This is a genomic window from Streptomyces sp. S.PB5 (assembly GCF_030403745.1).
GTDB lineage: Bacteria > Actinomycetota > Actinomycetes > Streptomycetales > Streptomycetaceae > Streptomyces.
Genome location: NZ_JAQMWP010000003.1, coordinates 31,203 through 53,916 on the forward strand (window position 1 = coordinate 31,203; position 22,714 = coordinate 53,916).

Below are 22,714 nucleotides of genomic sequence, written 5' to 3' on the forward strand. Positions count from 1 at the left end.
TGCGGGGGCCATGACCTCGAACGACGTTCCCCTCTCCGGCGCAGCTGCCGGTCGTCGGCGTGCGCTGGGCCGGGGGCCGGGGGCTGAGCCGGTGGCCGAGGTCGTGGCTCCGGCTGAGGCCGGTGGGCACAACGGCGGCCAGTCGAACGAAGAGCCGCCGGCTGCAGAACCGCCGGAGCCCGCGCCCGCCGAGCCGCAGGAACCCGACGACGGTGTCTTCAAGGTTCGGCTCGCCAACTTCGAAGGGCCCTTCGATCTTCTCCTCCAGCTGATCTCCAAGCACAAGCTGGACGTCACCGAGGTCGCCCTCTCCAAGGTCACCGACGAGTTCATGGCGCACATCAGGGCCATGGGACCGGACTGGGACCTCGACCAGACGACCGAGTTCCTCGTCGTCGCCGCGACTCTCCTCGACCTCAAGGCCGCCCGGCTCCTGCCCTCCGCCGAGGTCGAGGACGAAGCCGACCTCGCCCTTCTCGAAGCACGCGACCTGCTCTTCGCGCGGCTGCTCCAGTACCGCGCGTACAAACAGATCGCGGACATCTTCAACCAGCGGCTCGACGAAGAGGCCCGCCGCTATCCCCGTACCGTCGGGCTCGAACCGCATCACGCCGAGCTGCTGCCCGAGGTCGTCATCAGCATCGGCCCGGAGGGGTTCGCGAAGCTCGCCGTCAAGGCGATGCAGCCGAAGCCCAAGCCGCAGGTGTACGTCGATCACATCCACGCGCCGCTCGTCAGTGTGCAGGAGCAGGCCGGGATCGTCGTCGCGCGGCTGAAGGAGCTCGGCGAGGCCAGCTTCCGGGCGCTGGTCGAGGACACCGACGACACCCTGACCGTCGTGGCGCGCTTCCTGGCGCTGTTGGAGCTGTACCGGGAGAAGGCCGTCGCCCTCGACCAGGAGACCGCCCTCGGGGATCTCATCGTGCGGTGGACCGGCGGAGAGGGCGACGCCGAGCCGATGGTGACCGACGAGTTCGACCGACCGCCCGAGCCGCCCAAGGAGGACAAGGCGTGAGCGAGGAGACCACCGACGTCCCGGCCGGGCTGCGTACCGTCGCCGACCTCGATCTCAAGCCCGCCCTGGAAGCCGTGCTCATGGTCGTGGACGAGCCGGCGACCGAGGAGCATCTCTCCAAGATCCTCCAGCGGCCCAAGCGGCAGATCGCGGACGCGCTGCGGGAGCTGGCCGACGAGTACACCGTGCAGGGGCGCGGATTCGAGCTGCGGCTCATCGCGGGCGGGTGGCGGTTCTACAGCCGGCCCGAGTTCGCGGCGGCCGTCGAGGGCTTCGTCCTGGACGGGCAGCAGGCCCGGCTCACGCAGGCCGCGCTGGAGACGCTCGCGGTCGTCGCCTACCGGCAGCCGGTGAGCCGCAGCCGGGTCTCGGCCGTCCGCGGAGTCAACTGTGACGGGGTCATGCGGACCCTGCTGCAGCGCGGTCTGGTCCAGGAGACGGGCACGGAACCCGAAACAGGTGCGATCCTGTACACGACGACGAACTATTTCCTGGAGCGGATGGGCCTGCGCGGTCTGGACGAGCTCCCGGAGCTCGCGCCCTTTCTCCCGGAGGCGGAGGCGATCGAGGCCGAGACCCAGGAAGGGGTTCCGTCGTTCGACCCGGACGCCCCCGATGACGGCCCGGGCGCCCACGACGGACATACGACGACGGAAATGTGATGCGAAGCAGCAGCGGCAGGAACAGCAGCGGAAACAACGGCGGGAGCCGTGGTGGCAACAGCGGCGGCCGCGGCGGGAGCAGCGGTGGCCGCGGTAATTACCGCGGCGCCGGTAACTCCCGTGACGACAAGCAGGGCGGCCGGCCGAAGAAGCCGCGCCCCGAGGAGCGCCAGTACGACGTGGGCCCCGGCGCCTCTCCGCAGGGCCCGAAGTCGGGGCGCGGCGCCTCGGCGCGAGGCGGTGCCAAGGGCGGACCCAAGCAGGGCCAGAACACCGGGCGCGGCCGTTGGGTCCCGGCGACCTCCCGTGAGTACGAGGCCCGGGCCGAGGAGCGCAACCGCGAGCGGTACGCGAACAAGAAGGACGTGAAGCTGCCCAAGACCTTCCCGGGCGCCGAGCAGGAGGGCGAGCGGCTGCAGAAGATCCTCGCGCGCGCGGGCTACGGTTCGCGGCGGGCCTGCGAGGAGCTCATCGAGCAGGCGCGGGTCGAGGTCAACGGCGAGATCGTCCTGGAGCAGGGCAAGCGCGTCGACCCCGAGAAGGACGAGGTCAAGGTCGACGGTCTGACGGTCGCGACCCAGTCGTACCAGTTCTTCTCGCTGAACAAGCCGGCCGGTGTCGTCTCCACCATGGAGGACAACGAGGGCCGGCAGTGCCTCGGCGACTACGTCACCAACCGTGAGACGCGGCTCTTCCACGTCGGGCGGCTCGACACCGAGACCGAGGGCGTCATCCTGCTCACCAACCACGGCGAGCTGGCCCACCGGCTGACCCACCCCAAGTACGGCGTGAAGAAGGTCTACCTCGCGCACATCGTGGGCCCGATCCCGCGCGACCTGGGCAAGCGGCTCAAGGACGGCATCCAGCTGGACGACGGGTACGCGCGCGCGGACCACTTCCGGGTCGTCGAGCAGACCGGCAAGAACTACCTGGTCGAGGTCACCCTCCACGAGGGCCGCAAGCACATCGTGCGCCGGATGCTGGCCGAGGCCGGCTTCCCCGTCGACAAGCTGGTCCGGGTCGCCTTCGGGCCGATCACCCTGGGCGACCAGAAGTCGGGCTGGCTGCGGCGGCTGTCCAACACCGAGGTCGGCATGCTGATGCAGGAAGTCGACCTGTAGGTCCCGCTCGTACGACGGCCGGTTCCGGAACTTTCTCCGGGACCGGCCGATTCGTTTTCGCCCTCCCGCCGGTCTGTACCTCACATGGGCACCTCACATGGGCCTCACACAGGTGATGGGAGTGGGCATGACCGCCACGACGACGGACCGCGAGGAGTTCGTACGGCTGACGGATCCGTACCGGCGTGAGCTGCTCGCGCACTGCTACCGCATGGTCGGCTCGGTCGACGAGGCCGAGGACCTGGTGCAGGAGACGTATCTGCGGGCCTGGCGGGCCTACGACGGCTACGAGGGTCGGGCCTCGCTGCGGACCTGGCTGCACCGGATCGCCACCAACACGTGTCTGACGGCCCTGGAGGGCCGCGCGCGGCGTCCGCTGCCCTCCGGGCTCGGGGGGCCCTCAGAGGCGCCTGAGGAGCCGCTGAGGGCCCCTGCGACGGATGTTCCGTGGCTCCAGCCGCTGCCGGACTCGCTGCTCGACCCCGCGACGGTCGTGGCCGCACGGGGGAGCCTGCGGCTCGCGCTGGTCGCCGCTCTGCAGCATCTGCCCGCGCGCCAGCGAGCCGTGCTGATCCTGCGGGAGGTGCTGGCCTGGCGGGCCCCCGAGGTCGCCGTCCTCCTCGGCACCTCCACGGCGGCCGTGAAGAGCAGCCTCCAACGCGCGCGTGCCCGCCTCGACGAGATCGCCCCGGACGAGGACCTCGTCGTCGAACCGGACGGCGCGGCGGACCGAGCGGTGCTCGACCGGTACATGGCCGCCTTCGAGAACGCCGACCTGGACGCCCTCCTCGGGCTGTTGCGGGACGGGGTCTCGCTGGAGATGCCGCCGCACCTGGAGTGGTTCGCCGGGAAGAAGGCCGTGCTGCGGTTCTTCGAGGCACGCGTGCGTGCCCCGGGCGCGCTGCGGATGGTGCCCACGCACGCGAACGGGCAACCGGCCGTGGCGATGTACGAGCGGGGCGCGGACGGCGTCCTGCGCGCGCACTCCGTGCAGGTGATCACCCGGGAGGGGAGCGAGATCGCGCGTATCACCGCCTTCCTGGACCACGGGCGGTCGTTCACCCGCTTCGGCCTGCCCCTGGTGCTGTCGTGAACCCCGGGGAGCTGCTGGAGCGATCGCTCGCGTACGCCCTGGGGAGCGTCGCCGTGGTGGGGCCCGCCGGACTGGGGCGGGCCACGCCCTGCGCCGAGTGGGATCTGGGGGACCTGCTCGGGCATCTCGACGACTCCCTGGACGCCTTGCACGAAGGGCTGACCGGCGGACGTATCGGACTGCTGCCGCAGACCGACCGTGTCTGCGGCTTCCGCACGCGCGCGTGTGCCGTGCTCGGCGCCTGGGCGGCCGGAGCCGAGGGCACGGTGCTGGTCGGTGAACGGCCGCTGGACGTACGGGTGATGGGCGCGGTCGGAGCCGTCGAGATCGCCGTGCACGGGTGGGACGTGGCGCAGGCGTGCGGGCGGCCGCGGCCCTTCCCGGTCGCCCTCGCGGCCGAGCTGCTGCCGATCGCGCGGTGCGTGGTGACGGAGGAGGACCGGGGGGTGCGGTTCGGGGAGCCGGTCGCGGTGCCGCCCGGCGCGCCGCCCGACGCCCGGCTGCTGGCCTTCCTGGGGCGCCGCGATTCCTTTCCGGAGTGAGCCTGGTCTGCCTTGCGTGAACGACTTTCACGGAAGGCATCCTGATGACCGAAGCGATCAAAGCCACCGGAGCTCCAGAAGTCCCCCTGGGGACGACCCCCGCTCCACCCGCACCACCCCACCGCACCTGGACCGTCATCCTCTCCGGGCTCGGAGCCCTGCTCTGCGCCCTGGACGTCGTGGTCGTCTCCACCGCCCTGCCCGCCCTCCAGGCCGACTTCGGGGCGAGCCTGTCCGAGCTCGAATGGACGATCAACGCCTACAACCTCGTCTTCGCCTGCCTGACCCTGACCGGCGCCGCACTCGGCGACCGGTTCGGGCGGCGGCGGATGTACGTCGTCGGACTCGCCGTCTTCACCCTCGCCTCGGCCGCCGCGGGCCTCGCCGGGAACTCGGGCCAGCTCATCACCGCGCGCGTGGTGCAGGGCGCCGGGGCCGCCGTCCTGCTGCCGCTCACCCTCACCCTGATCAGTGAGGCGTTCCCGGCCGAGAAGCGGGGCGTGGCGATCGGCGTGTGGGGCGGGGTGACCGGGCTCGGGGTGGCCGCCGGACCGGTGCTGGGCGGGGCCGTGACCGAGGGCATGTCCTGGCAGTGGATCTTCTGGCTGAACGTGCCGATCGGGCTCGTGATGCTGCCGCTCGCCGCCCGCAAACTCACCGAGAGCCATGGACCGCGCCCCCAACTCGACATCGTCGGCCTGGTGCTGGCGGCCGTCGGTCTGACCGGGCTGGCCTGGGCGCCCGTACGCGCCCCCGAGGCCGGCTGGGGGAGCACCGAGGTGCTCACCGCGCTGGTGGCCGGGGTCGTGTTCGTGGCGGGATTCCTGGCATGGGAGCGCAAGGGCGCCCGGTATCCGATGCTGACGCTCGGCCTCTTCCGGCGGCGCGGTTTCTCCGCCGCCAACATCGTCGGATTCGCGGGGTTCGCCTCGCTGATCGGCGCCCTGTTCATGATCACGCAGTTCTTCCAGACCGGGCTCGGCTACGACCCGCTGGAGGCCGGGGTGCGCATCCTCGTCTGGAACGCCACGCCCCTGCTGGTCTCCCCGGTCGCCGGTGCCCTCGCCGACCGCTTCGGTACCCGTCCGTTCATGCTGTGGGGCCTGCTGCTGCAAGGGGCGGGCCTGGCCTGGCTCGCCGCGCAGGTCGAACCCGGGGTCGGCTACGGCAGTCTCGTCGGTCCGCTGATCGTCGCGGGCGTCGGCATCTCCATGGTCTTCCCGAGCGTGGCCAACGCCGTGACCTCCTCCGTGCCGCTCGGCGAAGCGGGTGTGGCGGCCGGCGTGAACAACGCGCTGCGTGAGCTCGGCGGGGTCTTCGGCATCGCCGTCGCCGCGGCGGTCTTCACGACGTACGGCGGTTACGCCTCCCGGGACGCCTTCCTCGACGGCTGCGGGCCCGCGCTGTGGGTCTCGGCGGGCATCGCCGCGGCCGGTGCGCTGGCGGCGGTGTTCGCGCCGTCCCGCGCCAAGGTCTGATCGGCGCCCGAGTGTGACAGGAGGCGCTGCATCGTCTCGGCGGCACGGACGGCCGCGGTGCCGCAGCAGTTGTTGAACAGCACGTGCAGCTGCTCGACCCGTCCGGCGAGCGAGTGCAACCGGGGCAGCCACTCGGCGAGTTCGTCCTCGCCGTACTCGTAGCGGAACCGGTCCTCCTTGCTCCCCGAACCCCAGGCGGCGCTGCGTCCGTGGAACCGGACGACGGACAGCCGTGGCGAGGTGACGGGAGCGACGGGCGGGATCGAGACGGGGAGTGTCTGTGTCATGTCGACGGCCACCGCGGCCATGCCGTACCGGGCGAGCAGCGCACAGGTCACGTCCGCCCACTCGCTGCGCCACCAGCCGGGGTGCCGGAACTCCACGGCGACCGGCCACCCGGCGGTCCGCGCGGCGCACTCCCGCAGGAACGCCCCGGCCCGCTGCCCCGGCCGGAACCACGGCGGGAACTGGAACAGCACACTGCCGAGCCGCCCGGCCGCCCGCAGGGGCTCGATCCCCTCGGCGAACCGCCGCCACACCGCGTTCAGCACCTTCGCGTCCCCGGGATCGGCGGGCAGCCCGCCCGGCATCGTGGACCCCCGGGTCGGATGCCCGGTGAGCAGCGAGAACGCCTTCACGTCGAACACGAACCCCGGCGGCGTCCGCTCAGCCCACAGCAGGCTCGTGCGCGGGCTCGGCAGCGCGTAGTACGACGAGTCGACCTCGACGACCGGGAACCGCCCGGCGTAGTGCCGCAGCCGCCCCTCGGCGTCCCGCCGCCCCGGCGGATACCAGCCGCTGCCGGTCAGCGCCCGGTCGGTCCATGAACACGTGCCCACGCGGATCTCGCCCATGCGGATGCGGTTACCCGGGTTGTGCGATCCCATCCGGCGACTTTATAGTCGTAGTGACTATTAAGGGGGTGGGTGCGTATGGAATCCCGGAGCGACGCTTACGACAAGTACGCCTACGAGCCCTTCGCCGTCACCGTCGATCTCGCGGTCCTCACCGTCACCGAGGGCGCCCTGCACGTTCTGCTCGTCGAGCGCGGACAGGAGCCGTACGCCGGGTGCTGGGCGCTGCCCGGCGGCTTCGTGCAGCCGGACGAGTCCGCCGAGACGGCCGCCCGGCGTGAACTCGCCGAGGAGACCGGCCTGTCGGACGTCTCCGGGCTGCACCTGGAGCAACTGCGCACCTACAGCGAGCCCGACCGCGACCCCCGGATGCGGGTCGTGTCCGTCGCGTTCGCAGCGCTGCTGCCCGACCCGCCCGAGCCGCACGGCGGCAGCGACGCGGCCGACGCCCGCTGGATGCCGTACGACAAGGCCCGGCCGCTCGCCTTCGACCACGACCGGATCCTCGCCGACGCGCAGGAACGCGTGGGCGCCAAGCTGGAGTACACCTGCCTCGCCACCGCTTTCTGTGGGACGGCGTTCACCCTCGGCGAGCTCCAGCAGGTCTACGAGGCCGTGTGGGGCACCGCCCTCGACCGGCCCAACTTCCGCCGCAAGGTGCTCGCCACGCCGGGGTTCGTCGAACCGGTGCCGGGCGCCGCGCGGTTGACCGGCGGCCGCGGCAAACCGGCCGCGCTGTACCGCGCGGGTACGGCGACGACACTTCATCCGCCTCTGCTCCGACCGTCCCGGGAAGGACGTCCCGTATGACCGCCACCACTGTCAGGAAGCGCGCTGCCACCGGGGCCCTGGTGGGGCTCGCGCTGGGGGACGCGCTCGGTTTCCCGACCGAGTTCAACGACGTGCCGTCGATCCTCGCGAAGTGCGGGCCGTGGCGGGAGATGGGGCTGCCGAGGCCGGCGATCGTCACGGACGACACGCAGATGACGCTGGCCGTCGGGCGCGCGTTGAGGACGGCGACGGACCGGGGTGTGCTCTCGCCCCAGGAGCTGGTGGAGCCCCTCCGGGAGGAGTTCATCGCCTGGAACCGCTCGCCGGAGAACAACCGTGCTCCGGGCAACACCTGCCTGAGGGCTTGCGAGTTGCTGGAGCGCACCACGCTGTGGCAGGACGCCAGCCAGATCCACTCCAAGGGCTGCGGCGCCAACATGCGCGTCGCCCCCGTCGGCCTCGTCCCCGGACTCAGCGACGAACAGCGCGCCGGCGCCGCCCAGTTGCAGTCCGCCCTCACCCACGGCCACCCGACCGCGCTCGCCGCGTCCGACCTCACCGCGCACGCCGTCCGGCTGCTCGCACAGGGGGCCGAACCGACCGGGCTGGTCGGGCAGTTGCGGTCGTACGCCGTCGAGAACCGCACCCGGTACCACGAGCGCTGGCTCGGTGATCTGTGGACGCGGAGCCAGGATCCGACGCCCGAGCACTTCATCGCGCGGGGGTGGGACGAGTGCATGGAGGTACTCAACCGGCTGCAGGAAGCGGTCCGTTCGGTGTCGCCGGAGACCGATCCGTGCCAGGCGACCGGTGCGGGCTGGATCGCGGAGGAGGCGCTGGCGACCGGGCTGCTGTGCTTCCTGCTGTTCGTCGACGAGCCGGTGACGGCCCTGCGGAGGGCCGCCTGCACGTCGGGTGACTCCGACTCGATCGCATGTCTCGCGGGTGCCTTCGCGGGGGCGTACCACGGGGCCGACGTATGGCCCGTGGAGTGGGCCGACCGGATCGAGTACCAGAGCGAGTTGGTGACGCTGGGCGCGCTCTGGGACTAGGCCAGCCGGATCGAGTCGCCCTGGACCGCGATCTTCTTCTCGGCGAGCGGCTGGGTCGCGGGCGGGTTCTCGACCGAGCCGTCCGTGATGCTGAACTTGCTGCCGTGGCAGGTGCAGTTGATGGTGCCGCCCTCGACGCTCGCGACCGGGCACTGCTGGTGGGTGCAGATGTTGGTGAAGGCCTTGAACTCGCCTTCCTTCGGCTGGGTGACGACGATCTTCTCGTCCTTGAAGATCTTGCCGCCGCCGACCGGGATGTCGCTGGTCTTCGCCAGTTCCTGACCGGCGGAGGCCTCGACCGTGTCGGAACCGGAGTCGCCTTCGTTGCCGTACTCGCCGCAGCCGACGGTGAACGCCGCCGCGCCCGTCGCGAGGAGGACCGAGCGTCGCGTCGGGCCTTGCATCGTCATGTCGTAACTCCGAAGGTGCGGAAGAACCAGAGGGCGGAGGTCAGCCAGACGATCGTGAGCGCGGTGAAGACGAGCCCGCCGACGATCGGCAGCAGCCAGTTGGGAAGGCGCTCCGAACGGAGCAGCAGCATCTTGGCACTGAATGCACCGAAGAAGAAACAACCCAGGAGGGAGTGCCAGAAAACGCGCGTTTCGTACGTCTGATAGCCGAGCGCGTACAGACAGTGCACCGCCACCGGGACCGATACGAGGAAGGCGGCGCGGCCCGACCAGCGGTGCAGGGTGCCCGACCAGCCCGGGCCGGGCAGCCTGCCGTACATCATGAGCGCCGAGAAGAACTGGACGACCGCGAAGAAGACCGCGACCGTGGCCATCCACGACTTCACCGCGCCGGTGCTGCTGAAGCCGGCGAGGTTGAAGGCGGTGCCCGCCGGGTCGTGGACCTTGCCGTAGACGCCGAGGGCGACGGCCACCGCCGCGGCCACCAGCGCCGGGACCAGATAGCGGGCCGGGTGCGGGCGTGGCTCGGGGGGCCGGGGGGACGGGAATCCCTGGGTGGCGGCGTTCGGGTCGACGGTCATGTCGGCTCCCTCGTACGGACTGGAGTTCAGGGGGTGACGGGGCGGGCCGTGAGCTGCTGTCCGTCGACCGTCACCACGCCGGTCTCCGGGTCGATCTCGGGTGCGGGGGAGGGCTTGCCGTCCTTCTTGAGGATGCCGACCTGGGTGCCGTCCTTCAGCACGATCCAGCCGCCGTCGAACTTCGCGTCCCGCACGGTGGCGGTCGCCCGGTACAGCCCGGACGGCTTGATCGCCTTGTCGGCGGTGAAGGTGTAGTGCCCGCCGCCGATGTCGACCGTGCCGCTGATCCGCTTGCCCTCCTTGAGGGTCCCGTTCAGCACGGCGCCGCCCTTGGCGGTGAGCTTCATCGTGCCGTCGTCCTCGACATCGCCCTTGAGCCAGGACTCCTTGTCGCGGCCGTCGCAGAAGTACGCGATCGCCCGGCCGTCGCGCAGGGAGACGGCGATCGCGGAGGAGTCGTCGTCGGTGCGGCCCGCGTAGTCGGCGTCCGGGATCGGCGACTTCGACGGGGAGGGAGAGGGGGACGGCGACTGTGCCGTCGGGGTGGGGCTCGGACTCGCCTTGGTGCTGGGCGATTCCCGTACGGCCGTGGATGCCGTCTTCTCACCCGTCGTCGCGTTGAGCGACAGCATGAACAGGCCTACCAGCAGACCCGCGAGAAGGGTGAACAGCGGTCCGGAACGCTTCATGAAAGGGCCTCCCCCGAGGCGAGCTTCCTGCCATGAGAGCGGACCTTGGGCCATGAGTCCAGAGGCGCACGGGCGCGTTCCCACCTCAAGTAGCGGATTAGGGCAATCTGGGTGACATTGGCAAAGATCCGACCCCTCGCGAAAGGCGTGACCATGGCGGGCAACGACATAGGGGGTTTGCTCGGCGGCCTCCTCGGGGGCGGCAAGGGAGGCGGCGGCGCCGACATGCTCGGTGCGCTGCTCTCGGCCCTCGGCGGCAGCCAGGGCGGTCAGGGCGGTGGCTCCCTGGGCGGGTCCCTCGGCGGGCTGCTCGACATCCTCGCCAAGTCCGGTCTTGCCGCGCAGAAGGACTCCTGGGTCGGCAGCGGCGCCAATCAGCCCGTGACCGGCGCGCAGATCCAGCAGGCGCTGCCCGACGACACCCTCCAGCAGGTCGCCAAGGACGCGGGCGTCTCCACGGACCAGGCCGCCGACGAGCTCGCGCAGGTGCTGCCGCAGGCCGTCGACAAGCTGACCCCGAACGGCCGGGTGCCGGCCAGCCTCGACGAGCTCGTCAGGCAGCAGAAGCTGTAGGCCTCTCCACGCGCAGGTGTCTGAGCTCGACGCGCAGGCGTCTCAGCGATCGGGCGGCGCACACCGGTCCGACGCGGGCTGACTAGGCTGGATGGACCAAGAGCCGTACATCAGCGAGGAGCAGAGCCGTGGCGGTACGAGCGGTCCGGGGCGCCGTCCAACTCGAACGGGACGAAGCCGGCCACATGGACGAGCAGGTCGGAGCCCTGCTCACCGCCGTCCTGGAGCGCAACGAGCTCAACACGGACGACCTGATCAGCATCTGGTTCACGGCCACGCCGGACCTGCACAGCGACTTCCCGGCCGCCGCGGCCCGCAAGCTCGGCATCGTCGACGTACCCCTGATCTGCGCCCAGGAGCTGGACATCGAGGGCGCCATGCCCCGGGTCGTGCGGATCCTCGCGCACATAGAGTCCGACCGGCCCCGTGCCGAGATCAACCACGTCTACCTGGGTGCCGCGGGCGCTCTGCGCAAGGACATCGCCCAGTGAGAACCGCACTCGTCATCGGCACCGGCCTCATCGGTACGTCCGCCGCGCTGGCGCTGGCCGGCCGGGGCGTCCAGGTCCACCTCGCCGACCACGACCCCGAGCAGGCCCGCACCGCCGCCGCGCTCGGCGCCGGGACCGACGAGGCGCCCGAGGGGCCCGTCGACCTCGCGATCGTCGCCGCCCCGCCCGCCCATGTCGCCGGAGTGCTCGCCGACGCCATGCGCCGGGGCGTGGCCCGCGGCTACATCGACGTGGCCAGCGTCAAGGGCGGCCCGCGGCGCGAGCTGGAGGCGATGGGCCTGGACCTGGCCTCGTACATCGGCACGCATCCCATGTCGGGCCGCGAGAAGTCCGGCCCGCTGGCCGCGACCGGCGACCTCTTCGAGGGCCGCCCCTGGGTGCTGACCCCGACCCGGGACACCGACACCGAGGTCCTGAACCTGGCCCTGGAGCTGGTCTCGCACTGTCGTGCCGTACCGGTCGTCATGGACGCGGACGCCCACGACCGTGCCGTGGCGCTCGTCTCCCACATGCCCCACCTGGTGTCCAGCATGGTCGCCGCGCGCCTGGAGAACGCCGAGGAGGCCGCCGTACGACTGTGCGGGCAGGGCATCCGGGACGTCACCCGGATCGCCGCCTCCGACCCCCGGATGTGGATCGACATCCTCTCCGCCAACCCCGGGCCGGTCGCCGACCTGCTCACCGACGTCGCCGCCGACCTGGAGGAGACGGTGCAGGCACTGCGGGCGCTGCAGTCCTCCGACGAGGCCAAGCGCGGTGAGGGCGCCGTCGGCATCGAGGATGTGCTGCGGCGTGGGAACGCGGGCCAGGTGCGGGTACCCGGCAAGCACGGGTCCGCCCCGCGGACGTACGAGGTCGTGGCCGTGCTCATCGACGACCAGCCCGGCCAGCTGGCCCGGATCTTCGCGGACGCGGGACGGGCCGGGGTCAACATCGAGGACGTCCGCATCGAGCACGCGACCGGGCAGCAGGCGGGTCTGGTGCAGCTGATGGTGGAGCCGCAGGCGGCGCCTGTGCTGAGCGCGGCGCTGCGGGAGCGGGGCTGGGCCATCCGGCAGTAGCCGTCCGCGGCCCTCCGGCCGTAAGGAGGCCTCTGGCGAGCCAGTACCCTTGTGCGGGGCCCCATCGCGCCCCGCACTCCCCACCACACCGCACCAGGAAGGTGTCCCCCCGTGGAAAACGGCGCCGCCCAGCCCGTGATCGTCGCCATCGACGGTCCCTCCGGCACCGGCAAGTCGAGCACGTCGAAGGCCGTCGCGGCGCAGCTCGGTCTGGCCTACCTGGACACCGGCGCCCAGTACCGGGCGATCACGTGGTGGATGGTGACCAACGGGATCGACATCGAGGACCCGAGCGCGATCGCCGCGGTGGCGGGCAAGCCCGAGATCGTCTCAGGGAACGACCCGGCCGACCCGACGATCACCGTCGACGGCACCGACGTGGCCGCAGCGATCCGCACCCAGGAGGTCACCTCCAAGGTCAGCGCCGTGAGCGCGGTGCCCGAGGTGCGGGCGCGGATCACCGAGCTGCAGCGGTCCATCGCGGCCTCCGCGGAGCAGGGCATCGTCGTCGAGGGCCGGGACATCGGTACGACCGTGCTGCCCGACGCCGACCTCAAGATCTTCCTCACCGCCTCCCCGGAGGCCCGTGCCGCCCGCCGCAGCGGCGAGCTCAAGGGCGCGGACGTCAACGCCACCCGCGAGGCCCTGATCAAGCGGGACGCGGCCGACTCCACGCGTAAGACCTCGCCGCTCGCCAAGGCGGACGACGCGGTCGAGGTGGACACCACCGAGCTCACGCTCGCGCAGGTCATCGAGTGCGTCGTCACCCTCGTCGAGGAGAAGCGGGCCGGGAAGTGACCGCGGGCACCACGGCGAAGGCGCCCTCCCTGCGGGGCGCCGAGGTCGGGCGGCGGATCGGCGTCGGCCTGATGTACGGGCTGTGGAAGCCGCGCGTCCTCGGCGCCTGGAAGGTCCCCGCGACCGGCCCGGTGATCCTCGCCGTCAACCACTCCCACAACATCGACGGTCCGATGGTCATGGGCGTCGCGCCCCGGCCGACACACTTCCTGATCAAGAAGGAAGCGTTCATCGGCCCGCTCGACCCCTTCCTGCTCGGCATCGGGCAGGTCAAGGTCGACCGCTCGGGCACCGACCGCACGGCCATCACCCAGGCGCTCGACGTGCTGTCGGCCGGCGGTGTCCTCGGGATCTTCCCGGAGGGCACCCGCGGCGAGGGCGACTTCGCCGCGCTGCGGGCCGGGCTCGCGTACTTCGCCGTGCGCGGCGGCGCCCCGATCGTCCCGGTCGCCGTGCTGGGAAGTTCCGAGCAGCGGGGACGGTTGATAAAGGGGCTGCCTCCGCTGCGCAGCCGCGTCGACGTGGTCTTCGGAGACCCGTTCGAGGCGGGCGACGGAAGCGGGCGGCGCACCCGCAAGGCGCTCGACGAGGCGACCGAGCGCATCCAGAAGCAGCTCACCGCGCACCTGGAAAACGCCAGGCGGCTGACCGGCCGCTAGGCGACACTGAGTAGTGGATCAGCCGGACAGAAACCGACCGGTCCACCGATCACCACGATGAACGACGAGGTACGGACTTCATGAACGACCACATCCACTCCGAGGGCTCTGCCGCAGAGCACGACCACGGAGCGCTTGGCGACGCCGAGTACGCGGAGTTCATGGAGCTCGCCGCGGAAGAGGGCTTCGACCTCGAGGACGTCGAGGGCGCGATCGAGGAGGCCGGTCACGGACCGCTGCCCGTCCTCGCCGTCGTCGGCCGCCCGAACGTCGGCAAGTCGACCCTGGTCAACCGCATCATCGGCCGCCGCGAGGCCGTCGTGGAGGACAAGCCGGGCGTCACCCGCGACCGCGTCACCTACGAGGCCGAGTGGGCGGGCCGCCGTTTCAAGGTCGTCGACACCGGCGGCTGGGAGCAGGACGTCTTCGGCATCGACGCCTCCGTGGCCGCGCAGGCCGAGTTCGCCATCGAGGCCGCCGACGCCGTCGTGTTCGTCGTCGACGCCAAGGTGGGCGCCACCGACACCGACGAGGCCGTCGTACGGCTGCTGCGCAAGGCCGGCAAGCCCGTCGTGCTGTGCGCCAACAAGGTCGACGGGCCGAGCGGGGAGGCGGACGCCACCTATCTGTGGTCGCTGGGCCTCGGCGAGCCGCACCCCGTCTCCGCGCTGCACGGCCGCGGCACCGGCGACATGCTCGACGCCGTCCTGGAGGCGCTGCCGGAGGCGCCCGAGCAGAGCTTCGGCGGCGCCGGGATCGGCGGCCCCCGCCGTATCGCGCTCATCGGCCGCCCGAACGTCGGCAAGTCCTCCCTGCTGAACAAGGTGGCGGGCGAGGAGCGCGTCGTCGTCAACGAGATGGCCGGCACCACCCGTGACCCGGTCGACGAGCTGATCGAGCTCGGCGGCGTCACCTGGAAGTTCGTCGACACCGCCGGTATCCGCAAGCGCGTCCACCTCCAGCAGGGCGCCGACTACTACGCCTCGCTGCGCACCGCCGCCGCCGTCGAGAAGGCCGAGGTGGCGGTCATCCTGATCGACGCCTCCGAGTCCATCTCGGTGCAGGACCAGCGGATCGTGACGATGGCCGTCGAGGCCGGGCGCGCGATGGTCATCGCCTACAACAAGTGGGACACCCTCGACGAGGAGCGCCGCTACTACCTGGAGCGGGAGATCGAGACCGAGTTCGGCCAGGTCGCCTGGGCGCCCCGGGTCAACGTCTCGGCGCGCACCGGCCGTCACATGGAGAAGCTGGTCCCGGCGATCGAGACCGCGCTGGCCGGCTGGGAGACCCGGGTCCCGACGGGCCGCCTCAACGCCTTCCTCGGCGAGCTCGTCGCCGCCCACCCGCACCCGATCCGCGGCGGCAAGCAGCCGCGCATCCTCTTCGGCACCCAGGCCGGCACCAAGCCCCCGCGCTTCGTCCTCTTCGCCTCCGGCTTCATCGAGGCGGGCTACCGCCGCTTCATCGAACGCCGGCTGCGTGAGGAGTTCGGCTTCGAGGGCACCCCGATCCACATCTCGGTGCGGGTGCGCGAGAAGCGCGGCGCGAAGAAGAAGTAGCCGTCGAGACATCGGAAGGGCGGTCCCGCTCGGGACCGCCCTTCCGATGTCTTACGTCAGTACCCGCGCCGTTGGCCGGGCGGCAGCGCGGCGGGCACATGCTGCACCATCGTCCCGTGCTGTCCGATCTGCCCGACCCGCTGCCACTGCGACTGCTGCTGCCCGGCCCGGGCACTGTGCGCCCCCGCGCTGTAGGCGCTGTACGAGCTGCTGAACGACCCCGGCCGGTACCCGCCCCCGTACGAGTCGGACCGGTACGGGACGCTCCCGAACGCGGTGAACCCCAGCTCCTCCTCGCCGCTCCGGTCACCCGGAAGGGACCGGAACGACCTGACGTACTCCGCGTAGAGCGCGTTGTAGATCGGCGTGGCCGATGGGCCGTCAAGAGGGTCCGGGGCGGTCCGGGAGGCCGGAACTGAGGCGAAGGACTGGCGGCGGGGAACGTCGTAGGTGTGCACGTATGTCCAAACGACCCCGGGCATCTTGGGATGCGGTTCGGTGGTCGCTTTCAGGGGCGCGGGGCTGCATCGATTTGCGGCTCCGCCGCGCGGGCGCGAGCAACCGCGAACCACCCGCAGTCGCCGACAGTCGCGCAGTCCCCTTCGGCCAGGCGTCTCACGTCCCGGCAAGAGGCAGTGCCGAAGCGACCAACTTTCCATTCGCCGCGGCCTTGTCGATCGCGTCCCGCAGCAGATCCTCACGAGGCTGACGCCCGATCGACCCCACCGGCGCCGCGAACATGAGCACCTGCTGGTGCTTGTTCGCGGCGGCCCGCCAGCTCTCCGTCACCTGCAGCGGCTGATGCGCCTGCCACCAGGCGACCGGCTGCCCGCCCGAGCTGCCCGGCTGGAGCACCGCGTGCAGCTGGCCCATCGCCAGCAGCACCGACCACCCGTGCAGCACCGGCGGCACCTCGGTCAGCTCCGTCACCGGCATGAATCCCTGCTCGATGAGCAGCGGCAGGAAGTCGTCGCCGGCTCCGGCCGAACCGGGCCGCACGATGGGCGCCGTCGGCTCGACCACCAGCGCCGGGTGCAACTCCCCGGCGATCAGGACGAGTCCGCTGGTGACACCGAGGACCGCCTGCTCGGGTACGGCCTTCTCGGCGGACAGGTCGGAGCTGTCGCCGTTGATGGAGCGGACGGCGCCCTGAAGCTGCTCCTCGGTGACCTGGACGACCTGCGAGGGCAGGCAGGTGGCGTGGGCGAAGGCGAGGACGGCGGTCTCGTCGCCGATGAACAGCACGGTGCTGGTGCGCTCCGCCTCGGAGTCACCCGGGGTGCGGCAGGACGTGCAGTCGTAACTGCCGGGGGCGTTGTCGCCGGCGAGCAGCCGGTCGGCCTCATCGTCGCCGATCTCGGCGCGAACCTCGTCGCTGACGTCGAGCATGCGCGGCACGGGTGACTCCCTCGGGAAGCGGTGCCCGGGTGGGTCCCGGGCTCATGAAGAAGACAACGGGCGATCTGTGGCGGGAGTCACGCTCCAGGGCGAACGGAATCGAACCATCCGGCGCGCAGGGTCACGCCAGGTCCGGAATCGGGCACTCATCGTCAATTGCTAGGAAATCCAAGGAAGTTGGTTGCGTGAAGTGGGTCACAGATCACCGAGGCGAGTGGTCGATAAATCAGGAAATCGGCGAATGAAGTGGGTGGCCGAAAAAAGCCGATACCCACGGTAACGTCTAACTGGCCTGGAATGACAAGGAGTTGGTTGATACCGGGCGGTCGCCCTCCCTAGATTCCTCGGCCGTGTGCAACGAGCACCGCTCGGGTTCGTCCGCCGGCCGCACCAAGCCAGCTCGCAGCACCAGCCTCCGGCGGACGGGGCGGAGCGCGACGGCCCTGCCCCTGTGCAGGGAGAGCGCCCCGCCTTGGGGGATCCCGGGTCCTTCGAGAGGGATTTACATGTCCGAATGTGCCGATACCACTCGCGACAACGCTCGTAAGACGCGTACGACGGCGGTCCTCGCCGGGGCGGCCCTGCTCGCCCCTCTCGGACTGCTGGCCGCGACCGGCAATGCCGCGGCGGCCGACAGCGGAGTGTGGGACCGCATCGCCCAGTGCGAGAGCGGCGGCAACTGGCACATCAGCACCGGCAACGGCTACTACGGCGGCCTGCAGTTCTCCTACGGCACCTGGCGTGCCTACGGCGGCGCGGCCTACGCGCCCACCGCCGACAAGGCCACCAAGTCCCAGCAGATCGCGGTGGCCACCAAGGTCCAGCGCGCCCAGGGGTGGGGCGCGTGGCCCATCTGTTCCGCCCGGGCCGGGGCGTACGGCAGCGCACCCTCGGTCTCCTCCGGTTCGGCCGCCGCCGAATCCTCATCGGATGCCCCGTCCAAGCCGTCGAAGGCGCCGGCCCGCTCCGAGAGCCACACGGACCGCAGTGCGTCCCGTGGCGACTACACCGTCCGCAAGGGCGACACGCTGAGCGGTATCGCCGCCCGGCACGGGACCACCTGGCAGCGGATCTACGCCGCCAACAAGGCCGTCATCGGCGGTGATCCCGATCTGATCGTGCCCGGGCAGCGGCTCGAACTCTGAGCAGCACCCCCCTCCCGGGTACGGAGCCCCACCCGGTCGGTCCGCCGACCGGGTGGGGCCCTGAGCGCTCTCGCCGCGTCTCGACGGCCGCACGTGAGGCCCTGCTCAGCATGGAGCGATGTACCGCAAGCCGATCGGACTCCTCCTCTCCGCCTGCCTCCTCGCCGGAGCGGCACCCGCCCTGGCGTACGCGTCCCCGCCGCCCCCGGCCGCCGGTCCGCCGTCCGCCCCCGTGGCGTACGACTGCGCCCGTGACGGGTGGCCCTGGAGCTGCGTCGCCCTGTGCGAGAGCAACGGACGCTGGGACGTCGACACCGGCAACGGCTTCTACGGCGGGCTGCAGTTCTGGCAGCCCACCTGGGAGGAGTTCGGCGGTCTGAAGTACGCCCCGCGCGCGGATCTCGCCACCCGTGAGCAGCAGATCGCCGTCGCTCAGAAGGTGCTGGACGTGCAGGGGTGGGAGGCCTGGCCGGTCTGTTCCGAGCGGTACGGGCTCAAGGGCCGTATGCACACGGTGAAGCCCGGCGACACACTGTCGGGGATCGCCCGCAGGTACGGTGTGCGGGGCGGCTGGCGGGCGCTGTACGAGGCCAACAAGGAGATGATCGGCCGTCATCCGGGCCGGCTGAACGTGGGCACGCTGCTGGTCATCCCGAAGGGCGCGACCCGGGCGGTGGCGGTGTTCGGTCCGCCCTTGCCGGCGGGTCCAGTTCGGCCGCCTCTCCGCTGAACACGACCGTGCCGCGGCGCAGTTCGTGGACCAGGGCCGGACGGCCGTGCAGCACGGGCGGCAGCCGCTGTTCCGCGACGACCACGCACGCGTGGAGGCCGCTCAGCAGGTCGTACGTGCGGGCCGCGACCGACGGTGACATGCCTTGCGTGGGTTCGTCGACGAGCAGCACGCGTGCGCGTGCCAGCAGCGCGCGGGAGAGGGCGAGCATCCGCTGCTCACCGCCGGAGAGGGTGCCGGCGCGGCGCGGCAGGAGGGCGGCGAGCTGGGGGTAGGCGTCGAGGACCTCGTCGTACGACGGTGAGGCGAGCTCCAGGTTCTCGCGCACCGTGAGGGAGCCGAACACCGCCTGCCGCTCCGGGACCAGGCACAGGCCGCGGCGGGCACGCTCGTGGGCGGGCAGGCGGGTCACGTCGGTGCCGTCCCACACGACGGCGCCCGCAGAGAGCGGCACGGTGCCCGCGAGGGCGCGCAGAGCCGTCGTACGGCCGCTGCCGTTGCGGCCCAGCAGAACGGTGACCCCGGGAGCGGGGGCGGCGATCGTGACGCCGTGGAGGGCCTCCAGGGGGCCGTAGCGCACGCGCGCGTGGCGGAGGGAGATGGTCGACGTCGTCATGGGGCGGCCGTCCTCAGGGAGTCCAGGACGTGGTCGGGCGGGCCCGAGGCGACGATGCGGCCGGCCGTCATGACGTGCACGACGTCCGCCAGGTCGGCCACCAGGTCGAGGTCGTGCTCCACGACGAGGAGCGCCGTGCCGTCGGCCGCCAGGGCCTTCAGGACGCGGGTCAGTGCGGTCACCTCCATCGTGTCCAGGCCGGCGGCGGGTTCGTCGAGGAGGAGGGCGCGAGGGTCGGCGGCGAGGGCTCTGGCGAGTTCCACGCGGCGCAGGGTTCCGGTGGGGAGGCCGGCGGCGGGGAGGTCCCGGAGCGGGCCGTCCAGGCCGAGGAGCCTGAGGGCGCGCTCTGTTGCCGTCGGATCGGGGGTGCGTCCCTGCTCGGCGCCGATGCGAACGTTTTCGGCCACGGTCAATGACGGGAAGATCGCCAGTTGCTGGAAGGTGCGGGCGATGCCGAGACGGGTGCGGGCGTGGGCGGGGAGACGGGTGATGTCACGGTTGCCGAGGTGGATGGAGCCGGTGGTGGGGCGGAGGGTTCCGGCCAGACAGTGGAAGAGGGTGCTCTTGCCGGCGCCGTTGGGGCCGATGATCGCGGTGACCCGGCCTGGGGGGATGTCGAGGTCGATGTGGTCCAGGGCGGTGAAGCCGTCGTAGCGGGCCTTGAGACGGCGGACCTTGAGCACCACCCGTACTTCGGCCGGGTTTGTGTGCCCACCCGCACCGCCCGCACCGCCCGTACTGGCCGTACTGCCTTCGTCGTCGGGTGCGGGTGACCCTGGTGAGGGGTGAGCGCCGTCGGCGGCTGCGGCGCGCGCCGCGGGTGCAGCGGGTGTGTTGGCGGGCGCCGGGCGACCTGCCTGCGCCGGTTGCTGTACCCGGCTCGGCTGCGACGCCTGTGCCGGCTGCCCGGCCTGCGCTGTCGGTCCCGGCTGCGTCGTCGTGTCCTGTCCCGTCGCCTCTGTCGAGCCCGGTACGCGCGCGTGCCTTTGCGCGAGCGGCCGCAGGCTGAGCCGTACCCGCTCGCCGAGCGGTGTCAGCTCCGCGTTCCGCCGTAGCCGCAGTCTCTCCGTCGCCGCCCGTAGCGCCTCGTACGGGCCGCCCGGGAAGCGGCCCACCAGTACCGCCAGTACGCCGATCAGCGCCGCCGCCACGCCTCCCCGTGCCCCCGCGTCCAGGCCCACCAGAAGTGCCGCTGCCGCCAGTGCCCCCAGGGTGCTGTCCGCGCCGAGGACCACCACCGCCGCGAACCACAGGAGCCCGCGGACGGGGTCGTAGGCGCCCGGGTCGAAGGCGCGCAGGCCCATGCCGAGCATGCCGCCGCCCAGGGCGGCCAGGGCGGCGCCCGCCACGAAGGCGAGGAGTTTCAGGGACGGGACCTGGACGCCGGCCGCCGAGGCGCCGGCCTCGTGGTCGCGCATCGCTGCCAGGGCTCTGCCCGTGCGGCCTCGGCGGAGCAGGCGCGTGGCGAGCAGAGCCACGGTCAGCAGCGCCAGCTCCAGGACGTAGTAGGCCCGGTCGCCGTCGAAGCCCGGCGGACGGCTCAGGGTCAGACCCGACGTGGCGTACGGCTGGGCGAAGACGAAGCGGCTCACGCCGACGCCGACCGCGAAGGTGGCCAGGGCCAGTGCCAGGCCCTGGCGGGTGATGGCCGGCCAGCCGGTCAGGAGGCCCAGCGGGGCGACCAGGACCACCGCCACCGCCAGTGCGGCCAGTTCCGGCAGCCGCGGCAGGCCGGGGAAGCGGCCCGCCGCCAGCAATGCCGTGAACAGGGCGCCCAGGCCCGCGTACGCAGCCTGGCCGAGTGAGATCTGGCCGCCTCTGCCCGTCACCACGACCAGGGACAGCAGGATCACCCCCAGCGCCGGTACCTGGACCGCTGTGTGCAGGTCCGAGCCCGCGAAGCCCAGCGGGAGGAGGAACAGGACGGTTGCCACGATCCACGCGCCGGGGGGTGTCGGCACGCGGGCCGTCGCCGTGCGGGGGAGGGCGTCCCGGGTGCCGATCCTCGGCAGGGCGAGCGCCGCGATCAGCAGGGCGACCACGAAGAGGTTCGCGCCGACCGCCTGCAGCAGCGGTTCTCCCCAGCCCGACGGGTGCAGCCGCGTCAACTGGCTCTGTGCCACCCCGATCGCCAGGGCCACCAGCACCGCCACGGGCAGGCTGCGCATCCGGGCCGCGACCGCCACCGCCACGACCTCCATGACCAGCAGCGGCAGGCCGTACGGGTCCAGGCGCACGTACGGCGCCAGCAGCACCCCCGTCAGGCCCGCAGTGAACGAACCGAACGCCCAGCCCGCCGCGGCCACCCGGTCCGCGTCGATGCCGCCCAGGACGGCCAGTTGGCGGTCGTCCACCACGGCCCGCAGCTCCCGGCCGAAGCGGGTCCAGTGGGTCAGCGCTCCGACGGCCGCCGCAAGCACCAGGACGACCGCCAACTGGCCCCACGGGTCCGACGACACCAGCTCCGGCGCGTCGTCCCGCGCCCCCTGCCCCCACACCAGCGCCGCCCCGCCCACCAGCAGCACGAACACCCCGATGGACGCGACCAGGGTCTGCGCCGGGTCGCTGCCCAGCACCGAGAGGGGACGGAAGACGAAACGCTCCAGCAGCACGCCAAGGCCTGGCGCCAGGACCAGCAGCGTCACCGTCGCGCCCGCCCACAGCGGCCAGCCCCACTCCACCACGCACTGCCGCAGCACGAACGCGCACACCATCGCGATCGCCCCGTGCGCGAAGTTCAGTACACCCGTCGCGCGGTACGTCACGATCAGGCCGATTCCGGTGAGCGCGGCGGCGCTGCCGACCGAGAGCCCGGCGAGGGTGAGGTCGTAGGTGAGGGACGACATCAGTCGGTTTCTTCGGCGGGCTCACAGATGGGGCAGGGACCGAGTTCGCCGCTCGCGACCAGCTTGGTGTCCACCGGCACGGCCTCGGCCTTCCCGGAGACCAGGGGACAGTCCGCGCGATGCCACAGCGTGCCGCCCGGCACCATCAGCAGGTCGCCGCTGACGGCGATCGGTGCGGTCACCGGCCCCGACTCCTCGGCGTCGGCGGGCTCGGCGGCCACCAGGAGGCCGTACAGCTCCTCCACCCGCAGGGCGGCGATCGTGTTGCGGCCATGGGTGAGGAGGACCGCCCCGGCGATGATCAGCGCGGCGCCCGGGACCGTGCAGGAGGCCAGGTAGGGGAGCTGGCGTTCCGCGAAGCGCTCGCCGGAGACGCCGTACCAGCCGATGACGCACAGCACCGCGCCCGCGGCCAGCGCGGCCCAGCCGGCCCACAGAACGGGGTGCACGGTCCGCAGTCGGGCTGTCCGCATCTCTGGCTCCCACATGTCGCGTGCCTGGCTGTCTGTCCAAGTCCGCCAATCGCTTGCACTATGCCTTCTGGAA

25 protein-coding genes are annotated in these 22,714 nt (G+C 71.8%); 16 read left to right on the forward strand and 9 right to left on the reverse strand.

Annotated elements, in window-relative coordinates; genetic code table 11:
- Window positions 1–10 precede the first annotated feature (10 nt).
- The 6 genes from PH203_RS08980 to PH203_RS09005 all read left to right on the forward strand — a co-directional run bounded on the left by PH203_RS08980 (window position 11) and on the right by PH203_RS09005 (window position 5,911).
- The gene (locus PH203_RS08980; RefSeq protein ID WP_289918384.1) at window positions 11–1,015 is read left to right on the forward strand and encodes a segregation/condensation protein A; all 1,005 of its coding nucleotides are present in this window, start codon (window positions 11–13) and stop codon (window positions 1,013–1,015) included.
- Complete coding sequence (scpB, locus tag PH203_RS08985) at window positions 1,012–1,677, forward strand: SMC-Scp complex subunit ScpB (protein WP_289918385.1); 666 nt, start codon at window positions 1,012–1,014, stop codon at window positions 1,675–1,677. Before PH203_RS08980 ends, scpB begins: the two co-directional genes overlap by 4 nt.
- Window positions 1,677–2,798, forward strand: coding sequence for a pseudouridine synthase (locus tag PH203_RS08990; protein ID WP_289918388.1), 1,122 nt, complete (start codon window positions 1,677–1,679; stop codon window positions 2,796–2,798). The genes scpB and PH203_RS08990 overlap by 1 nt, the downstream gene beginning before the upstream one ends.
- A 127-nt stretch (window positions 2,799–2,925) precedes the next feature.
- Window positions 2,926–3,891 carry a sigma-70 family RNA polymerase sigma factor gene (locus tag PH203_RS08995; RefSeq protein WP_289918390.1) on the forward strand — a complete coding sequence of 322 codons (966 nt, stop codon included), beginning with the start codon at window positions 2,926–2,928 and terminating at the stop codon, window positions 3,889–3,891.
- Complete coding sequence (locus PH203_RS09000; protein ID WP_289918392.1) at window positions 3,888–4,433, forward strand: TIGR03086 family metal-binding protein; 546 nt, start codon at window positions 3,888–3,890, stop codon at window positions 4,431–4,433. Before PH203_RS08995 ends, PH203_RS09000 begins: the two co-directional genes overlap by 4 nt.
- A 44-nt stretch (window positions 4,434–4,477) precedes the next feature.
- Window positions 4,478–5,911, forward strand: coding sequence for an MFS transporter (locus PH203_RS09005; protein ID WP_289918394.1), 1,434 nt, complete (start codon window positions 4,478–4,480; stop codon window positions 5,909–5,911).
- Here the strand turns inward: PH203_RS09005 and PH203_RS09010 are convergent.
- Complete coding sequence (locus PH203_RS09010) at window positions 5,794–6,765, reverse strand: DUF72 domain-containing protein (protein ID WP_289919422.1); 972 nt, start codon at window positions 6,763–6,765, stop codon at window positions 5,794–5,796. The genes PH203_RS09005 and PH203_RS09010 overlap by 118 nt on opposite strands.
- 78 nt (window positions 6,766–6,843) lie before the next feature.
- Here PH203_RS09010 and PH203_RS09015 point away from each other — a divergent pair, with 78 nt between their 5' ends.
- Together PH203_RS09015 and PH203_RS09020 are read left to right on the forward strand one after the other, a co-directional pair.
- On the forward strand, window positions 6,844–7,575 hold the full coding sequence (locus PH203_RS09015) for an NUDIX domain-containing protein (protein WP_289918397.1): 732 nt from the start codon (window positions 6,844–6,846) through the stop codon (window positions 7,573–7,575).
- The gene (locus PH203_RS09020) at window positions 7,572–8,588 is read left to right on the forward strand and encodes an ADP-ribosylglycohydrolase family protein (RefSeq protein ID WP_289918399.1); all 1,017 of its coding nucleotides are present in this window, start codon (window positions 7,572–7,574) and stop codon (window positions 8,586–8,588) included. Before PH203_RS09015 ends, PH203_RS09020 begins: the two co-directional genes overlap by 4 nt.
- On the opposite strand, the gene PH203_RS09025 is transcribed toward PH203_RS09020, so the two are convergent.
- From PH203_RS09025 to PH203_RS09035, 3 genes are read right to left on the reverse strand one after another with little or no spacing between them, the layout of a single operon-like run.
- A complete protein-coding gene (locus tag PH203_RS09025; RefSeq protein WP_289918401.1) occupies window positions 8,585–8,998 on the reverse strand; it encodes a Rieske (2Fe-2S) protein in 414 nt (137 codons plus the stop codon). The two genes, PH203_RS09020 and PH203_RS09025, sit on opposite strands and share 4 nt — an antisense overlap.
- Complete coding sequence (locus PH203_RS09030; protein WP_289918403.1) at window positions 8,995–9,579, reverse strand: DUF6529 family protein; 585 nt, start codon at window positions 9,577–9,579, stop codon at window positions 8,995–8,997. Before PH203_RS09030 ends, PH203_RS09025 begins: the two co-directional genes overlap by 4 nt.
- Before the next feature lie 26 nt (window positions 9,580–9,605).
- A complete protein-coding gene (locus PH203_RS09035) occupies window positions 9,606–10,268 on the reverse strand; it encodes a hypothetical protein (RefSeq protein ID WP_289918405.1) in 663 nt (220 codons plus the stop codon).
- Window positions 10,269–10,421: 153 nt separating this feature from the next.
- Here PH203_RS09035 and PH203_RS09040 point away from each other — a divergent pair, with 153 nt between their 5' ends.
- From PH203_RS09040 to der, 6 genes are all read left to right on the forward strand, one after another.
- Window positions 10,422–10,841 carry a YidB family protein gene (locus PH203_RS09040; RefSeq protein WP_289918407.1) on the forward strand — a complete coding sequence of 140 codons (420 nt, stop codon included), beginning with the start codon at window positions 10,422–10,424 and terminating at the stop codon, window positions 10,839–10,841.
- A gap of 128 nt (window positions 10,842–10,969) precedes the next feature.
- Entirely contained in the window at window positions 10,970–11,332 is a 363-nt protein-coding gene (gene aroH / locus PH203_RS09045) for a chorismate mutase (protein ID WP_289918408.1), read from the forward strand.
- On the forward strand, window positions 11,329–12,414 hold the full coding sequence (locus PH203_RS09050; protein WP_289918411.1) for a prephenate dehydrogenase: 1,086 nt from the start codon (window positions 11,329–11,331) through the stop codon (window positions 12,412–12,414). Before aroH ends, PH203_RS09050 begins: the two co-directional genes overlap by 4 nt.
- 111 nt (window positions 12,415–12,525) lie before the next feature.
- On the forward strand, window positions 12,526–13,212 hold the full coding sequence (gene cmk / locus PH203_RS09055) for a (d)CMP kinase (protein ID WP_289918413.1): 687 nt from the start codon (window positions 12,526–12,528) through the stop codon (window positions 13,210–13,212).
- Window positions 13,170–13,871 (forward strand): lysophospholipid acyltransferase family protein, encoded by a 702-nt coding sequence (locus PH203_RS09060; protein ID WP_289918416.1) that lies wholly within the window; start codon window positions 13,170–13,172, stop codon window positions 13,869–13,871. The genes cmk and PH203_RS09060 overlap by 43 nt, the downstream gene beginning before the upstream one ends.
- 80 nt (window positions 13,872–13,951) lie before the next feature.
- On the forward strand, window positions 13,952–15,433 hold the full coding sequence (gene der, locus PH203_RS09065; protein WP_289918418.1) for a ribosome biogenesis GTPase Der: 1,482 nt from the start codon (window positions 13,952–13,954) through the stop codon (window positions 15,431–15,433).
- Between the two features lie 56 nt (window positions 15,434–15,489).
- Here the strand turns inward: der and PH203_RS09070 are convergent, their stop codons facing one another.
- A complete protein-coding gene (locus tag PH203_RS09070) occupies window positions 15,490–15,891 on the reverse strand; it encodes a hypothetical protein (protein ID WP_289919424.1) in 402 nt (133 codons plus the stop codon).
- Between the two features lie 157 nt (window positions 15,892–16,048).
- Window positions 16,049–16,831, reverse strand: coding sequence for a hypothetical protein (locus PH203_RS09075; RefSeq protein WP_289918420.1), 783 nt, complete (start codon window positions 16,829–16,831; stop codon window positions 16,049–16,051).
- A 506-nt stretch (window positions 16,832–17,337) separates the two neighbouring features.
- Between PH203_RS09075 and PH203_RS09080 the strand changes: the two genes are divergently transcribed.
- Both PH203_RS09080 and PH203_RS09085 read left to right on the forward strand, forming a co-directional pair.
- Window positions 17,338–17,976 (forward strand): transglycosylase family protein, encoded by a 639-nt coding sequence (locus PH203_RS09080; RefSeq protein WP_289918422.1) that lies wholly within the window; start codon window positions 17,338–17,340, stop codon window positions 17,974–17,976.
- Between the two features lie 118 nt (window positions 17,977–18,094).
- Window positions 18,095–18,706 (forward strand): transglycosylase family protein, encoded by a 612-nt coding sequence (locus tag PH203_RS09085; protein WP_289918424.1) that lies wholly within the window; start codon window positions 18,095–18,097, stop codon window positions 18,704–18,706.
- Here PH203_RS09085 and PH203_RS09090 read toward each other — a convergent pair.
- From PH203_RS09090 to PH203_RS09100, 3 genes are read right to left on the reverse strand one after another with little or no spacing between them, the layout of a single operon-like run.
- Window positions 18,624–19,322: an ATP-binding cassette domain-containing protein gene (locus PH203_RS09090; protein ID WP_289918426.1), complete on the reverse strand. Its 699-nt coding sequence runs from the start codon at window positions 19,320–19,322 to the stop codon at window positions 18,624–18,626. The two genes, PH203_RS09085 and PH203_RS09090, sit on opposite strands and share 83 nt — an antisense overlap.
- The gene (locus tag PH203_RS09095) at window positions 19,319–22,168 is read right to left on the reverse strand and encodes an ATP-binding cassette domain-containing protein (RefSeq protein WP_289918429.1); all 2,850 of its coding nucleotides are present in this window, start codon (window positions 22,166–22,168) and stop codon (window positions 19,319–19,321) included. Before PH203_RS09095 ends, PH203_RS09090 begins: the two co-directional genes overlap by 4 nt.
- Entirely contained in the window at window positions 22,168–22,641 is a 474-nt protein-coding gene (locus tag PH203_RS09100; RefSeq protein ID WP_289918431.1) for a hypothetical protein, read from the reverse strand. Before PH203_RS09100 ends, PH203_RS09095 begins: the two co-directional genes overlap by 1 nt.
- Window positions 22,642–22,714: the final 73 nt, after the last annotated feature.

What these genes read in the sequence shown, in the direction of transcription:
- PH203_RS08980 (WP_289918384.1), top strand. Translation starts at nt 11, where the DNA reads ATGACCTCGAACGACGTTCCCCTCTCCGGCGCAGCTGCCGGTCGTCGG.
- PH203_RS08990 (WP_289918388.1), top strand. Translation starts at nt 1,677, where the DNA reads ATGCGAAGCAGCAGCGGCAGGAACAGCAGCGGAAACAACGGCGGGAGC.
- PH203_RS08995 (WP_289918390.1), top strand. Translation starts at nt 2,926, where the DNA reads ATGACCGCCACGACGACGGACCGCGAGGAGTTCGTACGGCTGACGGAT.
- PH203_RS09005 (WP_289918394.1), top strand. Translation starts at nt 4,478, where the DNA reads ATGACCGAAGCGATCAAAGCCACCGGAGCTCCAGAAGTCCCCCTGGGG.
- PH203_RS09010 (WP_289919422.1), bottom strand. Translation starts at nt 6,765, where the DNA reads ATGGGCGAGATCCGCGTGGGCACGTGTTCATGGACCGACCGGGCGCTG.
- PH203_RS09015 (WP_289918397.1), top strand. Translation starts at nt 6,844, where the DNA reads ATGGAATCCCGGAGCGACGCTTACGACAAGTACGCCTACGAGCCCTTC.
- PH203_RS09020 (WP_289918399.1), top strand. Translation starts at nt 7,572, where the DNA reads ATGACCGCCACCACTGTCAGGAAGCGCGCTGCCACCGGGGCCCTGGTG.
- PH203_RS09025 (WP_289918401.1), bottom strand. Translation starts at nt 8,998, where the DNA reads ATGACGATGCAAGGCCCGACGCGACGCTCGGTCCTCCTCGCGACGGGC.
- PH203_RS09030 (WP_289918403.1), bottom strand. Translation starts at nt 9,579, where the DNA reads ATGACCGTCGACCCGAACGCCGCCACCCAGGGATTCCCGTCCCCCCGG.
- PH203_RS09035 (WP_289918405.1), bottom strand. Translation starts at nt 10,268, where the DNA reads ATGAAGCGTTCCGGACCGCTGTTCACCCTTCTCGCGGGTCTGCTGGTA.
- PH203_RS09040 (WP_289918407.1), top strand. Translation starts at nt 10,422, where the DNA reads ATGGCGGGCAACGACATAGGGGGTTTGCTCGGCGGCCTCCTCGGGGGC.
- der (WP_289918418.1), top strand. Translation starts at nt 13,952, where the DNA reads ATGAACGACCACATCCACTCCGAGGGCTCTGCCGCAGAGCACGACCAC.
- PH203_RS09080 (WP_289918422.1), top strand. Translation starts at nt 17,338, where the DNA reads ATGTCCGAATGTGCCGATACCACTCGCGACAACGCTCGTAAGACGCGT.
- PH203_RS09085 (WP_289918424.1), top strand. Translation starts at nt 18,095, where the DNA reads ATGTACCGCAAGCCGATCGGACTCCTCCTCTCCGCCTGCCTCCTCGCC.
- PH203_RS09090 (WP_289918426.1), bottom strand. Translation starts at nt 19,322, where the DNA reads ATGACGACGTCGACCATCTCCCTCCGCCACGCGCGCGTGCGCTACGGC.
- PH203_RS09095 (WP_289918429.1), bottom strand. Translation starts at nt 22,168, where the DNA reads ATGTCGTCCCTCACCTACGACCTCACCCTCGCCGGGCTCTCGGTCGGC.
- PH203_RS09100 (WP_289918431.1), bottom strand. Translation starts at nt 22,641, where the DNA reads ATGCGGACAGCCCGACTGCGGACCGTGCACCCCGTTCTGTGGGCCGGC.